Source organism: Methylobacterium sp. J-059 (assembly GCF_022829485.1).
Classification (GTDB): domain Bacteria; phylum Pseudomonadota; class Alphaproteobacteria; order Rhizobiales; family Beijerinckiaceae; genus Methylobacterium.
This window is the reverse complement of sequence record NZ_JAKSYA010000037.1, coordinates 41,239-59,821: the sequence shown is the minus strand read 5'-3', so window position 1 is coordinate 59,821 and position 18,583 is coordinate 41,239. Positions and strand designations below refer to the sequence as shown.

The window sequence follows — 18,583 nt, the reverse complement described above, 5'->3', positions numbered from 1 at the left end:
AGCTTGCGCCCTCGGCGGTTCTGGATCCCGGGCTCCGCTGCGCCGAGCCGGGACGACGACGGTGGTTCTCGGCGGGTCCCGGAAGACCCTACTTCTCGACGAAGGCCTTCTCGATCACGTAGTGACCGGCCTCGCCGTGGTTGCCCTCCTCGTAGCCGCCGTTGGTCAGCAGCTCGCGGGTGTCGCGGATCATGTCGGGGCTGCCGCAGAGCATGAAGCGGTCGTTCTCGACCGACATGTTCGGCAGGCCGATATCCTCGAACAGCTTGCCCGAAGTCATCAGGTCGGTGATGCGGCCGCGGTTGCGGAACGGCTCGCGGGTCACGGTCGGGTAGTAGATCAGCTGCGCGCTGATCATTTCGCCGAGGAACTCGTGCTTCGGCAGGCTCTCGGTGATGGTCTCGCCGTAGGCGAGCTCCTGCACCTGCCGGCAGCCGTGGACGAGCACGACCTTCTCGAAGCGCTCGTAGGTCTCCGGGTCCTTGATGATCGACATGAAGGGCGCGAGCCCGGTGCCGGTGCCGAGGAGGTAGAGGTTCTTGCCCGGAAGCAGGTTGTCGAGCACCAGCGTGCCGGTGGGCTTCTTGCCGACGATGATCGGGTCGCCGACCTTGAGGTGCTGCAGCTTCGAGGTGAGCGGGCCGGCCTCGACCTTGATCGAGAAGAATTCCAGCTCCTCCTCGTAGTTGGCCGAGACGACGCTGTAGGCGCGCAGCAGCGGCCGGCCTTCGACCTCGATGCCGATCATCGTAAACTCGCCGTTCCGGAAGCGGAAGGCCGGATCGCGGGTCGTGCGGAAGGAGAAGAGCGTGTCGGTCCAGTGGTGGACCGACAGAACGCGCTCCTCGTAGAACTTGCTCATCGACTGAGGTGTCCCGAATCCCGATGGGTTTGGCGGTCTTTTCGCAGGTGCGGAACGCAGGTCAAGACGCGCCGACGACACACAGCCATGCAACCGCAACTGATTGGAATCGCTCTTAATACCCGCGGCGATCCGACCTAGAGCGGCTTCAGCCCGGCCTCGATCTCGGCGCGCCGCGGCTCGAGGAACGGCGGCAGGGCGAGGCCCTGACCGAGCCGGTCGAGCGGCTCGTCCGCGGTGAAGCCGGGGCCGTCGGTGGCGATCTCGAACAGGATGCCGTTCGGCTCGCGGAAATACAGGCTGCGGAAGTAGTAGCGGTCGACCGGACCGCTCGACGGCATCCGCCGCACCTTGAGCCGGTCGGCCCAGGCTGCGTAATCCGCATCGGGGATTCGGAAGGCGACGTGGTGCACCGCGCCGGCGCCCTGGCGGGCGGGGGCGGAGGCGTCGCCGACGAGCTGCACCTCGGCGGCCGACCCGCCCTCCCCCATGGCGAAGACGTGGACCGTTCCCTCAGGCGCCTCGAAGCTGCGATCATGCCGCATCCCGAGGACGTCCACGAGCACCGAGCCGGTCCGCTCCGGCTGAGCGACGGCGAGGCGGATCGGGCCGAGCCCGCGGATCTGATGCTCGGGCATCACCGGGCTGCCGGCCCAGGGGTGCGCATCGCCCGCGCCGCCGTCGTCGACGAGGCTCAGGCGCTGGCCTTCCGGATCCTCGAAATCCAGGGTCAGGCGTTCGTCGCGCTCGACCGGCTCGGAGTGGGCCACGCCCTCCCGCGCGAGGCGCTCGCGCCAGGCGTCGATCGCCGCCGGGCCGGCCACGCGCAGGTGCGTGCGGGTGATGCTGTTCGTCCCGCGTCGCTCGGGCGGCGTCGGCCAGTCGAAGAAGGTCACGTCGGTGCCGGGCGAGGCCAGCCCGTCGGCGTAGAACAGGTGGTAGGCCGAGACGTCGTCCTGGTTCACCGTCTTCTTGACGAGCCGCAGGCCGAGCACGCGGGTGTAGAACGCGTGGTTCTCCGCGGCCCGCGCGGTGATGGCGGTGAGATGGTGGATCCCGGTGAGCTGCATCGGCGAGAGCATCTTCCGTCGAAGCGGTCGCCGGTCCGGCGAAAAAACGTGCGGCACCGCGAAGAGATGGAACAGTCCCCACGACGGGGGTCATCGAGCCTGTGTCAGAGGCCGACCGGCCGCCCCGCGGCGACGACCAGCATCCGGCCGTCGGCGAAGGTCCGCGCGCCGGCGCGGCGGATGTCGTCCTGCGTGACCGAGGATACCAGGGCGTTGCGGCGCTCGATGTAGTCCATCCCGAGGCCTTCGAACGCGATCTGCACCAGCTGGTGGGCGATCTTGGTCGAGGTGTCGAAGCCGAGCGCGTAGGAGCCGGTCAGGTAGTCCTTGGCCTTCTGCAACTCCTCGTCGTCCGGGCCGTCGGCGATCAGGCGGTTGATCTCGTCGCCGATGACCGACAGCGCCTCGCCGACGCGCTCGTTCTTGGTCGCGGTGTAGCCCCAGGTCATCGCCGCCGAGCGGTGGCTGACCAGCGAGGTCCCGACCGAGTAGGCGAGGCCGCGCTTCTCGCGGACCTCTTGGAACAGCCGTGAGGTGAAGGCGCCGCCGCCGAGGATGTGGTTGAGCACGTAGGCGGGAATGAAGTCGGGGTCGCGCCAGGCGACGCCGGCCATGCCGAAGCGGATCACCGATTGCGGCACGTCGAGATCGACGACGACGCGCTTGCCGAGGTCGCCCACCGTGGTCCGCTCGATCGCGCGCAGGCCGCCGGCCTCGGGCAGCGCACCGAAGGCGCGGTCGAGGCTCGCGGCGAGCTGCTCGGCGCCGATCGCGCCGACGGCTGCGACCTTCACCGCGCCGCGACCGAGCAGCCGGGCATGCATCGCCACGAGGTCGTCGCGGGTGATCGCCGAGACCGCCTCGATCGTGCCCGAGGACGGGCGTCCGTAGGCGTGCCCGGCGAACGCTTCGGCGAAGAAGCGGCGCGATGCCATCACGCCCGGATCGTTCTGCTGGTAGCGCAGGCCGGCGATCACCTGGCCGCGGACCCGCTCGATCGCGTCGGCGTCGAAGCGCGGCTTTGCGAGCGCCAGGGCCAGCAGCTCGATCGCCTCGTCGGCGTGCTTGACCAGCATCTTCAGCGAGCCGCCGATCGCGTCGGGGCCGGCATGGAACGACAGCTCGATGGCGCGCGCCGCGAGCCGCTCCTGGAAGGCGTCGGAGCCGAGATCGCCCGCGCCCTCGTCGAGGAGGCGTGCCAGCATCTGGGCGCAGCCCGACTTGCCCTCGGGGTCCTGCGCCGCGCCGCCCTCGAAGGTGAAGGCCAGGGCGATCATCGGCACCACCGGCGATTCGACGTGCCACGCCTCGATGCCGACGGCGGTCTGGATCGGCAGCGCCTTGGCCGGACTCGCCTTGGAGCGGACCGGGTTCTCGGCCAGGTCGGTGTCGGCGAAGTTCATGGACGACCTCGTTGTTCTTGATGTCTGGGTGCGGCGCCGGGCGCCGCAGGCCGAACGTCCCTACTCGGCGGCGATGGCCATCGGTGCGTCCGGGTCGCTGGACTTGACGAGGTAGCCGGTGACCGAGCGCGACGGCGTCAGCCAGCGCTCGCTCGCCTCGGCCAGGCGCTCCCGGGTGACGCCCTCGATGTCGGACGGCCAGCGCCGCACTTCCTCGATGGTCTCGCCGATGGCGAGCGCGGAACCGTAGATGCGGGCGAGCGAGGACTGGCTGTCGGAGGAATACACCGTCTCGGCCACGAGGCGGGTCTTGGCCCGCTCGATCGCCTCGGCGTTCAGCGCATCCGACGGCACGCGCCGCAGCACGCGGTCGACCTCGGCCTCCAGCTTCTCCAGGCTGACGCCCTCGCCGGGCACCGCGTAGACGGAGAAGCGGGTGTCGTCGATCGCCGAGCCCATGTACCAGGCGCCCGCGTTGACCGCGAGTCCGCTCTCCATCACCAGCTTGCGGTAGAGATAGGAGGTCGAGCCGCCGCCGAGCACCTCGGCGAGCAGCTCGAGATCGTGGCAGCCGCCGTCGCGGGCGGTGATGCAGGACGGGGTGAGATAGAGCCGCTGCAGCGTCGGCTGCTCGACCTTCGGGTCCGCCACCGCGAGGCGGCGCAGCGCCTTCGGCTCCGGCTCGCGGGCACGGACGCGGATCGGGCGGGCGCCCTGCGGCGCGACGCGCCCGTAGGTCGCCTCGGCCAGGCGCCGGACCTCGTCGGGCGTCACGTCGCCGGCGACCACCAGGATCGCGTTCTCGGGGGTGTAGAAGCGCTTGTAGTAGTCGAGGGCGTGGCCGCGGTTCAGCTCCTCGATCTCGTGCATCCAGCCGATGATCGGGATGCCGTAGGGATGGTGCACGAAGAGCGAGGCGGCCATCGCCTCCGAGAGCTGGGCCGACGGGTCGGTCTCGACCCGCATGCGGCGCTCCTCGAGCACCACGTCGCGCTCCGGCGCCACCACCGCGTCGTCGAGGACGAGGCCGGTCATGCGGTCGGCCTCGAACGCCATCATCGTGTCGAGGTTGTCGCGGGCGACGCGCTGGAAATAGGCGGTGTAGTCGTAGGAGGTGAAGGCGTTCTCCTGGCCGCCGAGGCCGGAGACGGCCTTGGAGAAGGCGCCGACCGGGTGCTTCTCGGTGCCCTTGAACATCAGGTGCTCGAGGAAGTGGGCGATGCCCGACTGGCCGAGCGGATCGTCGGCCGAGCCGTTGCGATACCAAATCATGTGGGTGACGACGGGCGCGCGGTGATCGGGCACCACCACCACGTCAAGGCCGTTGTCGAGGGTGAAGGCCGACACCTCCGGCCCGCCGGCTTCCGAGCGCCCGAACGGCGCCGCCTCGGCGCGTCCCGCATTCGCGAAACGGCCGCCGGCCGGGAACAGGGTGGGCGTCGCCTTCCTGAGCAGATGCATTCCGTCTTCCCTCGTGCGGCCCCGAGGGACCGTCCGTTTCTGGTTCGATGCGGGGCTCCGAGCGCGCAGGCATCGTCTAAAATGGCACGTCCCGTATCTAAATTGGCAAGTCCCGTACCGGATTTGCCAGTCCCGGTCCCGTGCGGAACCGAGACGCGCCGTGTGTCACATCCGCACCTCAGCGCGCCCGCTGCTCACGCAGATAGACACCCGGATCGGCTTCGTCGCGCTCGCGGGTCGGGTTGTTGATCGGGTCGGTGGTGTTGCGGACGATCTTCCGCGGCGGCTGGCGATAGCCCTTGGGCGGGTCGGTGAGCACGTCGCGCGACGGCTCGGCCGCCGCTGGCTCCGTCTTCTCGTTGCCGATCCCCCGGATCAGGTCGAGCGGGTTGACCCAGGAATCCTCGCGGCTGTTCTCGCCGGGCTTGCGCTCGATCTCGCGGGTCAGGTTGGCGTCGGCGCGCCGGCCGGACCGCATCTCGTCGATCGAGAGCGTCGCGTTGTTGTCCTCGTAGCGACCCTGCGCCTGGCTGCCCTTGGGCAGACGGCGCTCGGCGGCGGCGCGCTCGCGCTCGACCACCTCGGGTTCCTTGGGCCATTGCGCCGAGGCGGCGCCGGCGCGGGGCGCCGGAAGGGACTTCCCGTCGAGCTTGGGTGGCATCACCAGCGGCGCGCGCTCGCGATACTCGATCGGCGCCTGCGGCTTCTCGAGAAGGCCGATGCCGCTCAAGGTGTTGCGCAGCAATTCGCCCGTTTCCTGGGCCTGGACCGTCGACGGCAGGGCGATCGCCGCCGCCGCCATGAGAATGAGCTCCCGATACCCGATCATGATGCCCCGCAGCTTGCCCACCGATGCCCGATCCCCGTTCCGGGGTTCTCGAAGCGGCCGCACGGATGACGGCCTGATCCGGCGCTTCGGGTCTGGGACCGGTTTCCGGCGATCGTATGGCGCCTTGACCGCTCCCGGCCAGCCGCCGGCAACAGGTGGCTGTGGATGTGGTCTCCCGGTCACGCCGGCGGCGGCTCGCCCGGCAGGGCGGGGCCCCGCTCCGGCAGCACGCTGTCGAGGATCAGCCCCACGACGCCCGCCACGATCGCCGCGTCGGCGATGTTGAACACGTACCAGGACCAGGCCCCGGCATGCAGGTGGACGAAGTCGAACACCGCGCCGTAGGCCGCCCGGTCGATCGCGTTGCCGAGCGCGCCCCCGGCGATCAGCCCGAGCGCGGTCGCGAGCAGGCGCGAACCGGCGCGGGTCATCCACACGCTGAGGCCGAGGGCCGCCGCGAGCGACAGCGCCACCAGCAGCCAGCGGCCGATGCCGCCCTCCTGCTGGAACAGGCCGTAGGACACGCCCCTGTTCCAGACCACGACGAACTCGGCGTAGGGGCCGAAGCGCCAGGGCTGGGTCAGCACCAGATCGGTACCGAAGTAGAGCCCCAGCTTCGAGGCCTGATCGAGGATCAGCGTCGTCAGGAGGGCGAGGAGTCCGAGGCGCCCGGGCGTCATCGGGTAGCCCCATCTTCCGTCGCGACGGCGACGGAACGCGGACGGGTCGCGAACGGGGTTTCCCCACCCTCCCCGTCATCCCGGGGCGCTGTTGCGCAGATCCGGGAAGACCGGATCGGATCCGCGGCGGTGCGCGCCGCGCCGGCCACGCGCTCCCCTGTCCCGACCCGCTTCGCGGGCCACCCTCCCCCGCGGAGGGGGGAGAGAGACGGTTCCGATCCGCTCACGCCGCGCTCGCGGCCGCGTGCGCCGCGTCCCACTCCCGCAGGGCGCGGGCGTCGCGGGGCGTGACGTCAGGATAGTCCGGATCGTTGCCGACCTCCGGCGTGACGCGCCAGGATCGCGCGCATTTCCGGCCCTCGGCGCGCGCCGGCACCACGGCGACGCCCTTGACCTCGTCGAGGCGGAACGCGTCGACCGGTCCCTCCCCGGCCTCGACTCGGATCGCGGAGGTGATGCAGACGTCGGCGAAGTCGACGCCGTCGAGGGCGGCCAGAAGCTCGGGATCGGCGATGGAGACCACGGGGGCCGCCTCCAGGCTCGCGCCGATGCGCTTGGCGGCCCGCTCGATCTCCAGCGCGCCGGTCACGACCCGGCGGACGCGACGGATCTTCTGCCAGCGCGCGGCCAGCCCGTCGTCGCGCCAAGCCTCGGGCGTCTCCGGCAGGGTCTGCAGGTGGACCGACCCGGTCTCCGACGGGAACCGGTCGAGCCAGGCCTCTTCGGCGGTGAAGGCGAGGACCGGGCTCAGCCAGATCACGACGCGGCGGAAGGCCTCGTCGATCACCTGAAGCGCGGCCCGGCGGGCGACCGACGAGGCCGGGTCGCAGTACAGGGCGTCCTTGCGCACGTCGAAGTAGAACGACGACAGGTCGCCGGTCAGGAAGTTGTTCAGCAGCGCGACCACCCGCTTGGTGTCGAAGGTGCGGTAGGCCTCGCGGATCTCGCCGTCGAGCTCGAGCAGCCGATGCAGCACGAAGCGCTCGAGTTCCGGCATCTCCGCCACCGGCACGTCGTCGCCCGCCACGCGGTGGGCGAGCGAGCCGAGCATCCAGCGCAGGCTGTTGCGCAGCTTCCGGTAGGTCTCGGCGAAGGTCTTGATGATCTCCGGGCCGATGCGCAGGTCGTCGGTGTAGTCCGACGCCGCGACCCACAGGCGCAGGATGTCGGCGCCGGAATCCTTGATGATGCTCTGCGGCGCGACGACGTTGCCCTTCGACTTCGACATCTTCAGGCCTTTGGCGTCGAGGACGAAGCCGTGGGTCAGCACCGTGTCGTAGGGCGCGCGGCCGCGCGTGCCGGCCGATTCGAGCAGCGAGGACTGGAACCAGCCGCGGTGCTGGTCCGACCCCTCCAGATACATCACCGTGTCCTGCCCGCCGTCGCGCCGGCGCACGACGTTGGCGAGACCCGGGAACGCCTCCGGGTCGTCGAGGACGAAGGCGTGGGTCGAGCCGGAATCGAACCACACGTCGAGGACGTCGGTGACCTTCTCGTACGCCGCCGGGTCGTGGTCGGGAGCGAGGAAGCGGGCACCGTCGGCATCGGTGAACCACGCGTCCGCGCCTTCCGCCGCGAAGGCGCCGACGATGCGGGCGTTCACGCGCGCGTCGCGCAGCACCTCGCCGGTGCCTTTCCTGACGAACACGGTGATCGGCACGCCCCAGGCGCGCTGGCGGGAAACCACCCAGTCCGGCCGGTTGCCGACCATGCCGTTGATCCGGTTCTTGCCCTGCGGCGGCACCCACTGGGTGTCCTCGATCGCCTGCAGGGCGACCTCGCGCAGCGTCCGGTCGCCGAGCGACTCCACCGCCTTGTCCATGGCGATGAACCATTGCGGCGTGTTGCGGAAGATCACCGGCTTCTTCGAGCGCCAGGAATGCGGGTAGCTGTGCTTGAGCCGGCCCGACGCCACCAGCGTCCCCGCTTCCTGGAGCGCGGCCATCACGGCCCTGTTGGCGTCGCCCTTCTCGCCCTTGTCGGTGAGGACGCGCTTCCCCTCGAAACCCGGCGCATCCTTGGTCAGCGCGCCGTCGGCATCGACGGTGTAGGGGATCCGGGTCTCGATGCCGCGCTCGGCGAGCGCGCGGCCGTTGGCCATCCAGACCTCGAAATCCTCGCGGCCGTGGCCCGGCGCGGTGTGGACGAAACCGGTGCCGGCCTCGTCGGTGACGTGGTCGCCGTCGAGCATCGGCACGGCGAAGTCGTAGCCGCGGCCGGCGAGCGGGTGGGACAGGGTGAGGCCGTCGAGCTCGGCCGGGCTCACGTCGCGCAGGCGCTCGTGGCCTGCGACGCGCGCGGCCTCGAAGACGCCCGCGGCAAGACCGTCCGCCAGCAGGTAGGTCTGGCCGACCTTGGCCCAGTTGTCCTCGGCGGCCTCGGTGACGCGATAGAGGCCGTAGGCGACGCGCTTGGAGTAGGCGACGGCGCGGTTGCCGGGCATGGTCCAGGGCGTCGTGGTCCAGATGACGACGCGGGCGTCGGTCAGGTCGGCGACGGCGCCTTCGCGCACCGGGAAGGCGGCGAAGATGGTGTCGCTGACGTGGTCCTCGTACTCGACCTCGGCCTCGGCGAGCGCGGTCTTCTCGACCACCGACCACATCACCGGCTTCGAGCCGCGATAGAGCTGCCCGCTCATCGAGAACTTGATCAGCTCGGCGGCGATCGCGGCTTCCGCCGGATAGGCCATGGTGGCGTAGGGATGGTCCCAGTCGCCGGTGACGCCGAGGCGCTTGAACTCCGCGCGCTGCACGTCGAGCCAGTGGCCGGCGAAGGTCCGGCATTCCTGGCGGAACTCGATGACCGGCACGTCGTCCTTGTTGCGGCCCTTGGCGCGGTACTGCTCCTCGATCTTCCACTCGATCGGCAGGCCGTGGCAGTCCCAGCCCGGCACGTAGTTCGCGTCGAAGCCGAGGCCGCCCATGGAGCGGACGATCACGTCCTTGAGGATCTTGTTCAGCGCCGTGCCGATGTGGATGTTGCCGTTGGCGTAGGGCGGCCCGTCGTGCAGCACGAATTTCGGCCGTCCGGCGGCCTGCGCGCGAAGCTGGCCGTAGAGGTCGGTCGTGCTCCAGCGCTCCAGCAGCAGCGGCTCGCGGGTCGGCAGGCCCGCCCGCATCGGAAAATCGGTCTGCGGCAGGTAGAGGGTCTTCGAATAGTCGCGGCCGGCCGGGGCTTCGGCTTGGGTCTCGTCGGTCATGGGGTCGGGCGTCCTGGATACGGGCGGCGCGCGTGCGGGCTCTGCGGAGGCCCGCGCCTGTCACGGCGCTAGGGGCGATGGAAGCGGTGGCTCCCGTGACGATCCCGGCCTCCGCGCAGCCGCGCGGGCGCGGCGCTCACGCGGCGGCCGGGCCCATAATTCGAAGACGGAGACAGGCGTCGGCGCTGCGCATGGGCGGCGTTCTAGCAGCGGGCGCGAGCGGAGGCCAGCGGATGCGCGCGTGCCGCTAAGCGATGCCGATTCACCACATCGCCACGCCACATCCCGAGCCGCTGCCACCAAATCGCGGCGCGTTCGTTGCCATCCCACGCGTTCCGCCGCGCCGGCCTGCCCGGCGCGGGTCCGAGACGCGACGGACCATCAAGACAGGATGCACGCCATGAGACATCTCCTGATCGCCGCGACGCTCGCCGTTTCCGCCTTCGCCATCGCCGGCCCCGCGCAGGCGCAGGGCCTCGTCGGCGGCGTGCAGCGCGGCTCGGCCGAGGGCAACCGCGTCGGCGGGCCGGTGGGCGGCGTGGTCGGCGGAGCGGTCGGCGGTGCCGTCGGAACTGTCAACGGCGCGCTCGGGATCGATCCCGGCCGGCGCGCCTACCGCACCGACCTGCGCTCGCGCCGCGCCGTCCGGCATCATCGCCGCCACCGCCGCTGAGACGTCGAGGTCCGGCCCGGACTGAAAGCGTCCGGCCCGGATTGAAAGCCGTTTCCGCCTCGATCCGGAGCCGGATCTAGGAAAATTGCGACCTTTCGCGGTTTCGCCCGTTGATCCGTCACGGACCCGGAGCCAGCCGATCGCGCGGCCGGGACATTCTCGAAACTCGATCAAGGATCCGACACCATGAAGACATTGCTGATCGCCACGACCCTCGTGCTCTCGCCGCTGGCCCTCTCCGCCACGGCGCAAGCCCAGGGCACCGTCCGCGGCGCCGAGCGCGGCGTCGAGGACGGCAACCGCGCGGCCGGCCCGATCGGCGGCGTGGTCGGCGGCGCCGTCGGTGCGGCCACCGGCACCGTGGGCGGCGTCCTCGGCGTCGATCCGGAGGCGGATCGCCGCGATCGCGAGGACCGTCGCGAGGAGCGGATGGAGCGTCGCGAGCGCATGGGCCGCTAAGCCCGACGCAGCGTCGTCTTAGAACGGGCCGGTCACCCTCGGGTGGCCGGCCCTTTTCGTTGCGCCATCGCGTCGTGGGCGAGCAGGTAGAGGCCCGAGCCGACGATGACCGCCGCGCCGAGCACGGTCCAGCGGTTCGGAACGTCGCCGAACAGCAGGTAGCCGAGCGTCAGCGACCAGAGCAGCTGCGTGTACAGGAACGGCGCGAGCACGTTGGCCGGCGCCCGCGCATGCGCCAGAATCAGCAGCCAGTGCCCCATCGTCCCGAACAGGCCGATGCCGACCAGCAGCGCCCACACCGTGAGGGAGGCCGGGCTGGTCCAGATCCACGGCAGCAGCGGCGTCATCAGCCCGAGGCCGGCCAAGCCGGAATAGACCATCGTCGTCGCGGTCGAATCATGCGCAGCGAGCTTGCGTGTCGCGAGGATGTAGAGCGCGTAGCAGAGCATGTTGCCGAGGCTGAGCAGGACTGCCGGGTGAACCTGGCCGAGGCCGGGCCGCACGATCACCAGCACGCCGAGGAAGCCGACCGCGATCGCCGCCATGCGCCTGGGTGACGACCATTCGCCGAGCAGCGGGTCGGCGAGCAGCGCGACGGTAAGCGGTGCCGCGAACTGGATCGACAGGGTCTCGGCGAGCTGGAGGTGGCGGAGCGCGAAGAAGTTCAGCGCCGTCGATCCGAACAGCAACAGCGAGCGCACCACCTGCAGGCCGAGGCGGCGGCTGCGCATGACGGCCGGGGTCGTCACCGGGTTGAGGAACACCGAGATCAGCGCCACGCTCACGCCGTAGCGCATAAAGGTGGTGAGCAGCGGGTCGACGCCGGAACGGGCCAGCACCTTCGCCGATGCGTCGAGGCAGGCGAAGAACGCCAGCGTTCCGCACATCAGCGCGATGCCGACGAGGCGCCGCCTGTCCGGCCGCGTCCCGCGTTCGCCGTCGGGGCCGGCCGCCGCCTCGCGCGACGCGCAGACCGCGTCGGCTCGTATCGCCTTGCTGGAGGAAATCGCCTTGGACCTTCGGGCCGCCGAGTTCGGTGGACCTTAGCCGGTCGACGCGACGGCGGGCACCCGTCCGTCCGCACCCGCGCCGTGTCGCCGACGCGGGGCCGCCGGCGTCACCTGTCTTGCGCCCGCTGCCGACGCGGGGTCGGCTCGGTTCGATTCTGCTCGCGCGTGAACGGCAGGATCGTCGCGCTCGCGACCTGAGGTTCGGTGGGCTCGGCGGTCGAGCGGTTGCCCTTGGGCTTGCGATCGAGCCACAGGCGGACCCAGACCCGGTTTCTCCGGCTCCAGCCGCGACGGGCGACCCAGGCCGGAATCGATGCCGTATGTTGCATTCGACGTCTTCTCACTCATCATGCGGACGTAGCGCCTGATGAAAGTCCTAGAGTGAGCGTGGGCCTGCCCGCGATGGCTGTGCGTCCCGAATTTTTGTCTCTGCGTCCAGGCTCTCAGAATCAGCGACCCACGTGGCAAACGAGAACGGCCCGCATCCGGTGGGATACGGGCCGCGCGTCGGTCATGTTCTGGGGCTCGTCCGCGGGTCTTGCCGGCGCCCGAGGCGTCGGGGCTAGTTCTCCTCGTCGCCCGGCTCGAAGCTCTGCGGAGCGGTCGATTCGGCGCTGGCGACCGGCGTCGGCGCGCCGATCGTCGAGGGCACGTTCACGCCGTCGCGCTTGTAGATGTCGTCGCGGAACTGCACGAGGCCGTCCGGCGTCGCCCAGGCGGTGATGTAGGTCCAGTAGACCGGCACCGGCGAGGACAGCGTGGCGTCGACGCGCTTGCCGCTCTCGATCGCCTGCTCGACCTGCTCGCGACCCCAGCCGGGCGTGTCCTTCAGGAGCCAGGTGATGTACTCGCGCACGTTCTGAACGCGGACGCAGCCCGAGGAGATGAAGCGGAAGTCGTCGCCGAACACGCCCTTCGTGTTCGTGTCGTGCATGAACACGCCGTACGGGTTCGGGATGTTGATGCGCACGATGCCCATCGAGTTGAAGTCGGCGCCTGAATCCTGGCGGTAGCGGTAGCGCGTGCCCTCGTCCGAGTTCCAGTTGACCTGGCTCGGCTGGATCTCGGCCTCGCCGGAGAAGATGCGGATCTTGTTGTCGGTGAGGTAGTTCGGATCCTTCTGCATCTTGGGGATGAGGTCCTTCTTCACGATGGAAGCCGGGACCGTCCAGAAGGGGTTGAAGTTGATCTGCGTCGCCTTGGTGTTCATGATCGGCGACTGGCGGTCGATCTTGCCGACGCCGGCGGCGTGCAGCGTCACGACCTGACCGTTCTCGACCGTCTGAACCAGGGCGGCCGGGATGTTGGTGATGACGAAGCGCTGCCCGAGGTTGCCCGAGTAGGAGCGCAGGCGCACCGCGTTGATCTCGAGCTGGCGCAGGCGGATGTCGGCCGGCACGTTCATGGCCTGCTGCGTCGCCATGCTCATCGTGCCGGTCTGGCTCAGGCCGTGGCGGGCCTGGAAGCGCTTCACGCCGGCGGCGACGTAGGAATCGTACACGCCGGAATTGCCGGCCACCGGGTCGATGTCGCCGGTCACGATCAGGCGCTGGCGCACGGCCCCGACCACCGCGCCGCGGGCGCCGATGCGCAGGCGGTCGGCACCGGAGACCGGCTTCCAGCCGCCGCGGGAGACGATCTCCTTGTAGCGCTCGACCATCTGCTCGGTGGCCGCCACCGTCTGCGGCGACAGGATCGGCGTCGACGAGCGCTGGACCTGCATCGCGGCGGGCGAGGCGTAGTCCTGCGCCCACTCGGCCTGGGCATAGCCGGCGCCGGCCTGCTCGCGCGCCGAAGCCGGGGCGACGAGGGCGACGGTTCCGAGGAGCGCGAGGCTCAGGGTCGCGCGGGAGGTAGCCTGAATGAGCATCGTGGTGGCTCTGGTCCATGGATGGGCGAAGTGGAGCGGGCGCTGTGCCGCCGTCTCCCTTGGGCCCAAGGTGTCCGGGTACGGTTAAGACTCCATGGCGACCGGGCTTTATTGTGGCGTGCCGGTGCGTGCCCGCACATCACGGGTGCGTGCGTCCTCCGTGCCACAGCGGAATCGGCCCAGCCGTGCCAAGGAATCGGAAGACGCGACGCGGTCGCCGGACAGGGTCGGCATGACGCCCGGGAGCCACAGGACGAGACCTCTGCGCGCGATCACCGCCGTGATCGCGCTCTACGCGTTCGTCCTGCAGGGCTTCCTCGGCGGCCTGATGCCGACGCCGATGGCCGGCGACGTCCATGCCCTGTGCCTATCGGGCGCTGCCGCCGCCGGCGATCCCTCGCCGGACACGCCTCACGTCCACGCCGATTGCTGCACCGCCGCCCACCACGTGGCCGACGCGTTGGCGCCTCGCGACACCGCCGCGACGATCATCTGGCCGCAAGGCCGCGTCGCCACCACCGCGTTCTGGCGGGCCGCCGCGAACGCCCCGCGTGCGCCGCCCCGCGCCATCGCCCATCCGCGAGGTCCGCCCGTCGCCTGAACCGATCGCCGCCCGATCCCTTCAGCCAGACGGTAGCTTTGCCATGTCCCGTATCACGCGTGCCGGCCTCTGCGTCGCGCTCGGCTTCGTCCTGCCCGGCCCGGGCGCCTTCGCCCACGCCACCCTCGACCGCAAGGAGGCCAGCCCCAACGCGGCCTATCGCGGCGTCGTGCAGATCAACCACGGCTGCGACGGCCGGCCCACCACGCGGGTCAGGGTCACCATCCCGGAGGGGATGGTCGGCGCCAAGCCGATGCCGAAGCCCGGCTGGCAGGTGACGACGACGCGGGGCGCCTACGCCAGGCCCTACCAGTCCTTCCACGGAATGGTGTCCGAGGGCGTCACGGCGATCACCTGGACCGGCGGCGCCCTGCCGGACGACCAGATCGACGAGTTCACCTTCTTCGCCCGGGTCTCCGACACCTTCGCGCCGGGCGCGACCGCGTACTTTCCGGTCGAGCAGGATTGCGATGGCGGCGGCTACCGCTGGAGCGAGATCCCCGGTCCCGGCCAGACCGCCCGGGACCTGAAGTCGCCGGCGCCGTCGGTGCGGATCGTCGCGGCGGCCCAGCCCGACGCGGCGCCGGCCGCGATCAAGGCCGGCGACCTCACCATCGCCACGCCCTGGCTGCGCGCGACGCCCGCCGGCGCCACCGTCGCCGGCGGCTACGTCAGCATCACCAACGCTGGCACCGTGCCCGACACCCTGATCGCGGCCGCGATCCCGCTCGCGCGGCGCGGCACGATCCACAGCATGTCGATGGACGGCGGCGTGATGCGGATGGCGCCGGTCGAGGCCGGCCTGACGATCAGGCCCGGCGAGACCGTGACGCTGGCCCCCGGCGGCCTGCACCTGATGTTCGAAGATCTGACCGCGAGCCCGAAGGCCGGCGAGACGGTCGCCGGCACGTTGACCTTCGCGCGCGCCGGCACCGTGCCGGTGACGTTCACGGTCGCGCCGATCGGCGCCCAGGCGCCCGCCGCACCGCCCGCGGGTCACGCCCACCACTGATCCGCGCCGACGCCGCGCGCATCCGCTCGGGATCCGCGTCGGCGTCGCCCTCTCCATCCAGTCCGGACGTGCCTGCCCGCGCCGACGCGCGCCCGGCGGCCGTCGGAAGGTGTCTCGCATGTCCCGTCCCGTCGAAACGGGCGCCCTGGCGCTCGCCGTCCTGCTGTCCGCCGCCCTGCCCTCCCGGGGGCAGGAGCCGTCGGATGCCGTCGTGCTGCCCGAGCTTTCGGTCAGCGGTGCCGCGGCGGGTTCGGTCACCGTCCCGAGCGTCGCCGAGCAGCGCGCGGCTCTGAACGCGACGGTCGGGTCGGTGGCCTTCGTCGACGCGGCGAGCTTCCAGGACCGCTACGCCAACACCCTGCGCGACGTGCTCAAGGACACGCCCGGCGTCGCGGTCCAGGAGCGCTACGGGCAGGAACTTCGTCTGTCGGTGCGCGGGTCGGGCATCGCGCGCGGGTTCCACCTGCGCGGCATCGAGCTTCTTCAGGACGGCATCCCGTTCAACCTCGCCGACGGAAGCGGCGACTTCTACCAGATTGATCCGTTGGCGCTGCGTTCGGTCGAGGTCTACAAGGGCGGAAACGCCCTCACCTTCGGCGCGACGACGCTAGGCGGCGCGATCAACGCCGTGACGCCGACCGCCTACACCGCGTTCGCGCCCAACATCGTCCGGATCGACGGTGGCAGCTTCGGCACGATCCGCGAGAACTTCCAGGCCTCGCGGATCTCGGGACCGGTCGATGTGCTGGTGAACGGCACCATCACCAATGCCGACGGCTTCCGCGACCACGAGACCCAGCGGACGCAGAACTTCAACGCCAACCTCGGCTACCAGCTGGCGCCGGGCGTCGAGACGCGGTTCTTCGCGGGCATCTACCTGACCGACCAGAAGCTGCCCGGCACGCTGAGCCTGTCCGACGCGCTGAACAATCCGACGCTGGCCAACGCCGCCGCGATCGCCGGAAACCAGTCGCGCAAGGTCGAGACCGAGCGCATCGCCAACCGCACCAGCTTCGTCCTCGACGTGGGAAAGCTCGACGTCGACACCTGGGCGATCCACAAATCGCTCTACCATCCGATCTTCCAGGCGATCGACCAGGACGGCTGGACCTACGGCATCAGCCCGCACTGGGCCGGCACGTTCGACCTCGGCGGCTTCCGCAACGACACGATCCTGGGCCTGCGTGCCTTCGCTGGGCAGAACTCGGCGCTGCAATTCGTCAACGTCCAGGGCCAGCGCGGCGCGCAGACCCTCAACGCCCTGCAGAGCGCCTCGAACCTCGAGGCCTATGGCGAGAACCGGTTCTGGTTCCTGCCGGACGTGGCCCTGATGACCGGCGCCAAGGCGTTCTCGTCCAACCGCACCTACAGCAACAAGGGCGGCCTCGCGGCGAGCCCGAACGTGCAGTTCGCCGACGAGACCTACGAGGGGGTGAACCCGAAGCTCGGCCTGCTGTGGCAGCCGTTGCCCGAGATCCAGGTGTTCGGCGACGTTACGCGCTCGCGCGACGTGCCGGATTTCGGCGACCTCGTGCAGACCAACATCTTGCGCACCACCTTCGTCCCCCTCCAGGCCCAGCGCGCCTGGACTTACGAGGCCGGCTCTCGCGGACGGATCGACCGCCTGACCTGGGACGTGACCCTGTATCGTGCCGACATCCGGGACGAGCTGATCAACTTCAACACCGCGCTCGGCGCGGCGATCAACCTGCCGGCGGCGACCTTCAACGCGCCACGCACCCGGCACCAGGGCGTCGAGGCCGCCTTCGGCCTCGACCTCGCCCGCGACCTGTCGGGCGTCGGTGACCGGCTGAGCCTGTCCCAGATCTGGACGCACAACGACTTCCGCTTCGTCGGCGATCCCGTCTACGGCAACAACCGCATCGCCGGCCTGCCCCAGGACGTGCTGCGCACGGTGGTGAGCTACGTCCACCCGAGCGGCTTCCACATTGCCCCGTCGGTCGACTGGGTGCCTCAGGGCGCGTTCGCCGACCACGCCAACACCTTGAAGGTGCCGGGATACGCTCTGCTCAACGTGCAGGCCGGGATCGACTTCGCGAACGGCGTCTCGCTGTTCGTCGACGCCCGCAACCTGCTCGATGCCCGCTACGTCTCCGACATCACCGTGGTCGCGAACGCCGGTGCCGTGGCCGGCGGCCCGGTGGCGTTCTATCCGGGGGCCGGGCGGTCGGTGTTCGGCGGCGTGCGCGCGGCGTTCTGACGAGCCGGCATAGTGCGGCACGTCGACTTACAGCCTCAATGTTGTCCCATGTCGTATCCGCCATTCGTCATCGCGCATCGACCGCGCGGTACTGCCTCGCCGCCCGATCTCGACATTCCGGTGGAACGTGCGCGGACGCGATTAAGGTTACCTTTCGGTTGTCGCGGCGGGACCTCCGTTCGGCGCTAGGATTGCGGCAAGGGTCGCGGACAGGCCGGGAGCGTTCCAAGACGGAACGACGACGGGCCCCGACAGCGACGCAGGAGGCAGGATGAACGGGTACGACGTCACGTTCCGGGACGAACGGGATTGGGTCGATTTCGGACGGACCTACGTCACGTCCGACGCCTTCCGGACGCTCTTCCACGACGGCATGGCGCTGGTGGAGGAGACCGCGGCGTATCTCGACGGCGAGGGCCGCGACGAGTCGCGCCTGATCTCGCGGGACGCAACCCTGTCCTACGCCTCGGAGAGCATGCGGCTCACCACCCTGCTGATGCAGATCGCGTCCTGGCTGCTGGTGCAGCGCGCGGTGTCCGAGGGCGAGCTCACCGCGAGCCAGGCCTTGCAGGAGAAGAACCGCGTGCGGCTCGCCGCGACCGAGGCGCCGAAGGCCGAGAGCTTCACGCTCCTGCCGGTCCGGCTGCAGAACCTGATCCTGCGCGCCCGCCGGCTGCACGCCCGCATCCTGCACCTCGACGGCCTGATCTCCGACGACCGCCCGACGCCGGCCGCCGTCGAGAGCCCGGTCGCCGTCCAGCAGAACCGCCTGCGCTCGGCCTTTCCCGGTCTGCAGGCCTGAGCGGAACACCCAGAACGCGAGAAGGGCGGCACCGCGGTGCCGCCCTTCTCGCGTTGATCCGGCCCCAGCAGCACGCCGAGGCGGGGATCGAAACCCTTACTTGCGGCCGACGAGGTTGCCGAAGCGCGAGGTGAAGCGCGAGACGCGGCCGCCGCGATCGAGCATCTTCTGCTCGCCGCCGGTCCAGGCCGGGTGCGTCAGCGGATCGATGTCGAGGTTCAGGGTGTCGCCTTCGCTGCCGTAGGTCGAGCGCGTCCGGTACTCGGTGCCGTCGGTCATCACGACCTTGATGAAGTGGTATTCGGGGTGCTCGGTCCCCTTGGCCTTGTCGGCCGCGCTCTTTGCCATGACGTCTCGTCCTCGACGGTGCACGAACTCCGGGAGCGCGGAGGGCGCGGCCCGTAAGATCCGTGGGTTGAAACTCTGTGATC

The 18,583-nt window shown here is 70.3% G+C and carries 17 protein-coding genes; 6 read left to right on the top strand and 11 right to left on the bottom strand.

Annotated elements, in window-relative coordinates:
* Positions 1-88 precede the first annotated feature (88 nt).
* From MKK55_RS03690 to ileS, 7 genes are all read right to left on the bottom strand, one after another.
* The gene (locus MKK55_RS03690; protein ID WP_147726273.1) at positions 89-862 is read right to left on the bottom strand and encodes a ferredoxin--NADP reductase; all 774 of its coding nucleotides are present in this window, start codon (positions 860-862) and stop codon (positions 89-91) included.
* 137 nt (positions 863-999) lie between these two features.
* The gene (locus MKK55_RS03685; protein ID WP_243933403.1) at positions 1,000-1,932 is read right to left on the bottom strand and encodes a ring-cleaving dioxygenase; all 933 of its coding nucleotides are present in this window, start codon (positions 1,930-1,932) and stop codon (positions 1,000-1,002) included.
* Between the two features lie 104 nt (positions 1,933-2,036).
* Positions 2,037-3,335, bottom strand: a complete 1,299-nt coding sequence (locus MKK55_RS03680) for a M16 family metallopeptidase (RefSeq protein ID WP_243933341.1) — start codon at positions 3,333-3,335, stop codon at positions 2,037-2,039.
* A 60-nt stretch (positions 3,336-3,395) separates the two neighbouring features.
* Positions 3,396-4,796 (bottom strand): M16 family metallopeptidase, encoded by a 1,401-nt coding sequence (locus tag MKK55_RS03675; RefSeq protein ID WP_243933340.1) that lies wholly within the window; start codon positions 4,794-4,796, stop codon positions 3,396-3,398.
* A gap of 178 nt (positions 4,797-4,974) precedes the next feature.
* A complete protein-coding gene (locus MKK55_RS03670) occupies positions 4,975-5,646 on the bottom strand; it encodes a hypothetical protein (protein WP_313898923.1) in 672 nt (223 codons plus the stop codon).
* Between the two features lie 158 nt (positions 5,647-5,804).
* Positions 5,805-6,305: a signal peptidase II gene (gene lspA / locus MKK55_RS03665; protein ID WP_243933339.1), complete on the bottom strand. Its 501-nt coding sequence runs from the start codon at positions 6,303-6,305 to the stop codon at positions 5,805-5,807.
* 223 nt (positions 6,306-6,528) lie between these two features.
* On the bottom strand, positions 6,529-9,504 hold the full coding sequence (ileS, locus tag MKK55_RS03660; RefSeq protein WP_243933338.1) for an isoleucine--tRNA ligase: 2,976 nt from the start codon (positions 9,502-9,504) through the stop codon (positions 6,529-6,531).
* Positions 9,505-9,904: 400 nt separating this feature from the next.
* Here ileS and MKK55_RS03655 point away from each other — a divergent pair, with 400 nt between their 5' ends.
* Both MKK55_RS03655 and MKK55_RS03650 read left to right on the top strand, forming a co-directional pair.
* Positions 9,905-10,177: a hypothetical protein gene (locus MKK55_RS03655; protein ID WP_147841093.1), complete on the top strand. Its 273-nt coding sequence runs from the start codon at positions 9,905-9,907 to the stop codon at positions 10,175-10,177.
* A 186-nt stretch (positions 10,178-10,363) separates the two neighbouring features.
* Positions 10,364-10,636, top strand: coding sequence for a hypothetical protein (locus MKK55_RS03650; RefSeq protein ID WP_147841094.1), 273 nt, complete (start codon positions 10,364-10,366; stop codon positions 10,634-10,636).
* A gap of 32 nt (positions 10,637-10,668) precedes the next feature.
* On the opposite strand, the gene MKK55_RS03645 is transcribed toward MKK55_RS03650, so the two are convergent.
* From MKK55_RS03645 to MKK55_RS03635, 3 genes are all read right to left on the bottom strand, one after another.
* Positions 10,669-11,625, bottom strand: a complete 957-nt coding sequence (locus MKK55_RS03645) for a DMT family transporter (protein WP_409566012.1) — start codon at positions 11,623-11,625, stop codon at positions 10,669-10,671.
* Positions 11,626-11,753: 128 nt separating this feature from the next.
* The gene (locus tag MKK55_RS03640) at positions 11,754-11,975 is read right to left on the bottom strand and encodes a hypothetical protein (RefSeq protein WP_243933337.1); all 222 of its coding nucleotides are present in this window, start codon (positions 11,973-11,975) and stop codon (positions 11,754-11,756) included.
* 233 nt (positions 11,976-12,208) lie between these two features.
* Complete coding sequence (locus MKK55_RS03635) at positions 12,209-13,516, bottom strand: murein L,D-transpeptidase (protein ID WP_243933336.1); 1,308 nt, start codon at positions 13,514-13,516, stop codon at positions 12,209-12,211.
* A gap of 232 nt (positions 13,517-13,748) precedes the next feature.
* Between MKK55_RS03635 and MKK55_RS03630 the strand changes: the two genes are divergently transcribed.
* From MKK55_RS03630 to MKK55_RS03615, 4 genes are all read left to right on the top strand, one after another.
* Positions 13,749-14,117, top strand: a complete 369-nt coding sequence (locus MKK55_RS03630) for a hypothetical protein (RefSeq protein ID WP_243933335.1) — start codon at positions 13,749-13,751, stop codon at positions 14,115-14,117.
* Positions 14,118-14,160: 43 nt separating this feature from the next.
* A complete protein-coding gene (locus MKK55_RS03625) occupies positions 14,161-15,129 on the top strand; it encodes a DUF1775 domain-containing protein (protein ID WP_243933333.1) in 969 nt (322 codons plus the stop codon).
* A 118-nt stretch (positions 15,130-15,247) separates the two neighbouring features.
* On the top strand, positions 15,248-17,350 hold the full coding sequence (locus tag MKK55_RS03620; RefSeq protein WP_243933331.1) for a TonB-dependent receptor family protein: 2,103 nt from the start codon (positions 15,248-15,250) through the stop codon (positions 17,348-17,350).
* Between the two features lie 271 nt (positions 17,351-17,621).
* On the top strand, positions 17,622-18,152 hold the full coding sequence (locus MKK55_RS03615) for a DUF1465 family protein (RefSeq protein ID WP_147728573.1): 531 nt from the start codon (positions 17,622-17,624) through the stop codon (positions 18,150-18,152).
* 96 nt (positions 18,153-18,248) lie between these two features.
* Here MKK55_RS03615 and rpmE read toward each other — a convergent pair whose 3' ends face one another.
* Complete coding sequence (rpmE, locus tag MKK55_RS03610) at positions 18,249-18,500, bottom strand: 50S ribosomal protein L31 (RefSeq protein WP_147728574.1); 252 nt, start codon at positions 18,498-18,500, stop codon at positions 18,249-18,251.
* Positions 18,501-18,583 lie beyond the last annotated feature (83 nt).

Bases quoted from the DNA above. Each gene is read 5' to 3' on its own strand.
- MKK55_RS03635 (WP_243933336.1), bottom strand. From the start codon at position 13,516: ATGCTCATTCAGGCTACCTCCCGCGCGACCCTGAGCCTCGCGCTCCTC.
- rpmE (WP_147728574.1), bottom strand. From the start codon at position 18,500: ATGGCAAAGAGCGCGGCCGACAAGGCCAAGGGGACCGAGCACCCCGAA.
- MKK55_RS03625 (WP_243933333.1), top strand. From the start codon at position 14,161: ATGTCCCGTATCACGCGTGCCGGCCTCTGCGTCGCGCTCGGCTTCGTC.
- MKK55_RS03620 (WP_243933331.1), top strand. From the start codon at position 15,248: ATGTCCCGTCCCGTCGAAACGGGCGCCCTGGCGCTCGCCGTCCTGCTG.
- MKK55_RS03630 (WP_243933335.1), top strand. From the start codon at position 13,749: ATGACGCCCGGGAGCCACAGGACGAGACCTCTGCGCGCGATCACCGCC.
- MKK55_RS03685 (WP_243933403.1), bottom strand. From the start codon at position 1,932: ATGCAGCTCACCGGGATCCACCATCTCACCGCCATCACCGCGCGGGCC.
- MKK55_RS03675 (WP_243933340.1), bottom strand. From the start codon at position 4,796: ATGCATCTGCTCAGGAAGGCGACGCCCACCCTGTTCCCGGCCGGCGGC.
- MKK55_RS03615 (WP_147728573.1), top strand. From the start codon at position 17,622: ATGAACGGGTACGACGTCACGTTCCGGGACGAACGGGATTGGGTCGAT.
- MKK55_RS03655 (WP_147841093.1), top strand. From the start codon at position 9,905: ATGAGACATCTCCTGATCGCCGCGACGCTCGCCGTTTCCGCCTTCGCC.
- MKK55_RS03690 (WP_147726273.1), bottom strand. From the start codon at position 862: ATGAGCAAGTTCTACGAGGAGCGCGTTCTGTCGGTCCACCACTGGACC.
- MKK55_RS03650 (WP_147841094.1), top strand. From the start codon at position 10,364: ATGAAGACATTGCTGATCGCCACGACCCTCGTGCTCTCGCCGCTGGCC.
- MKK55_RS03680 (WP_243933341.1), bottom strand. From the start codon at position 3,335: ATGAACTTCGCCGACACCGACCTGGCCGAGAACCCGGTCCGCTCCAAG.
- MKK55_RS03640 (WP_243933337.1), bottom strand. From the start codon at position 11,975: ATGCAACATACGGCATCGATTCCGGCCTGGGTCGCCCGTCGCGGCTGG.
- ileS (WP_243933338.1), bottom strand. From the start codon at position 9,504: ATGACCGACGAGACCCAAGCCGAAGCCCCGGCCGGCCGCGACTATTCG.
- lspA (WP_243933339.1), bottom strand. From the start codon at position 6,305: ATGACGCCCGGGCGCCTCGGACTCCTCGCCCTCCTGACGACGCTGATC.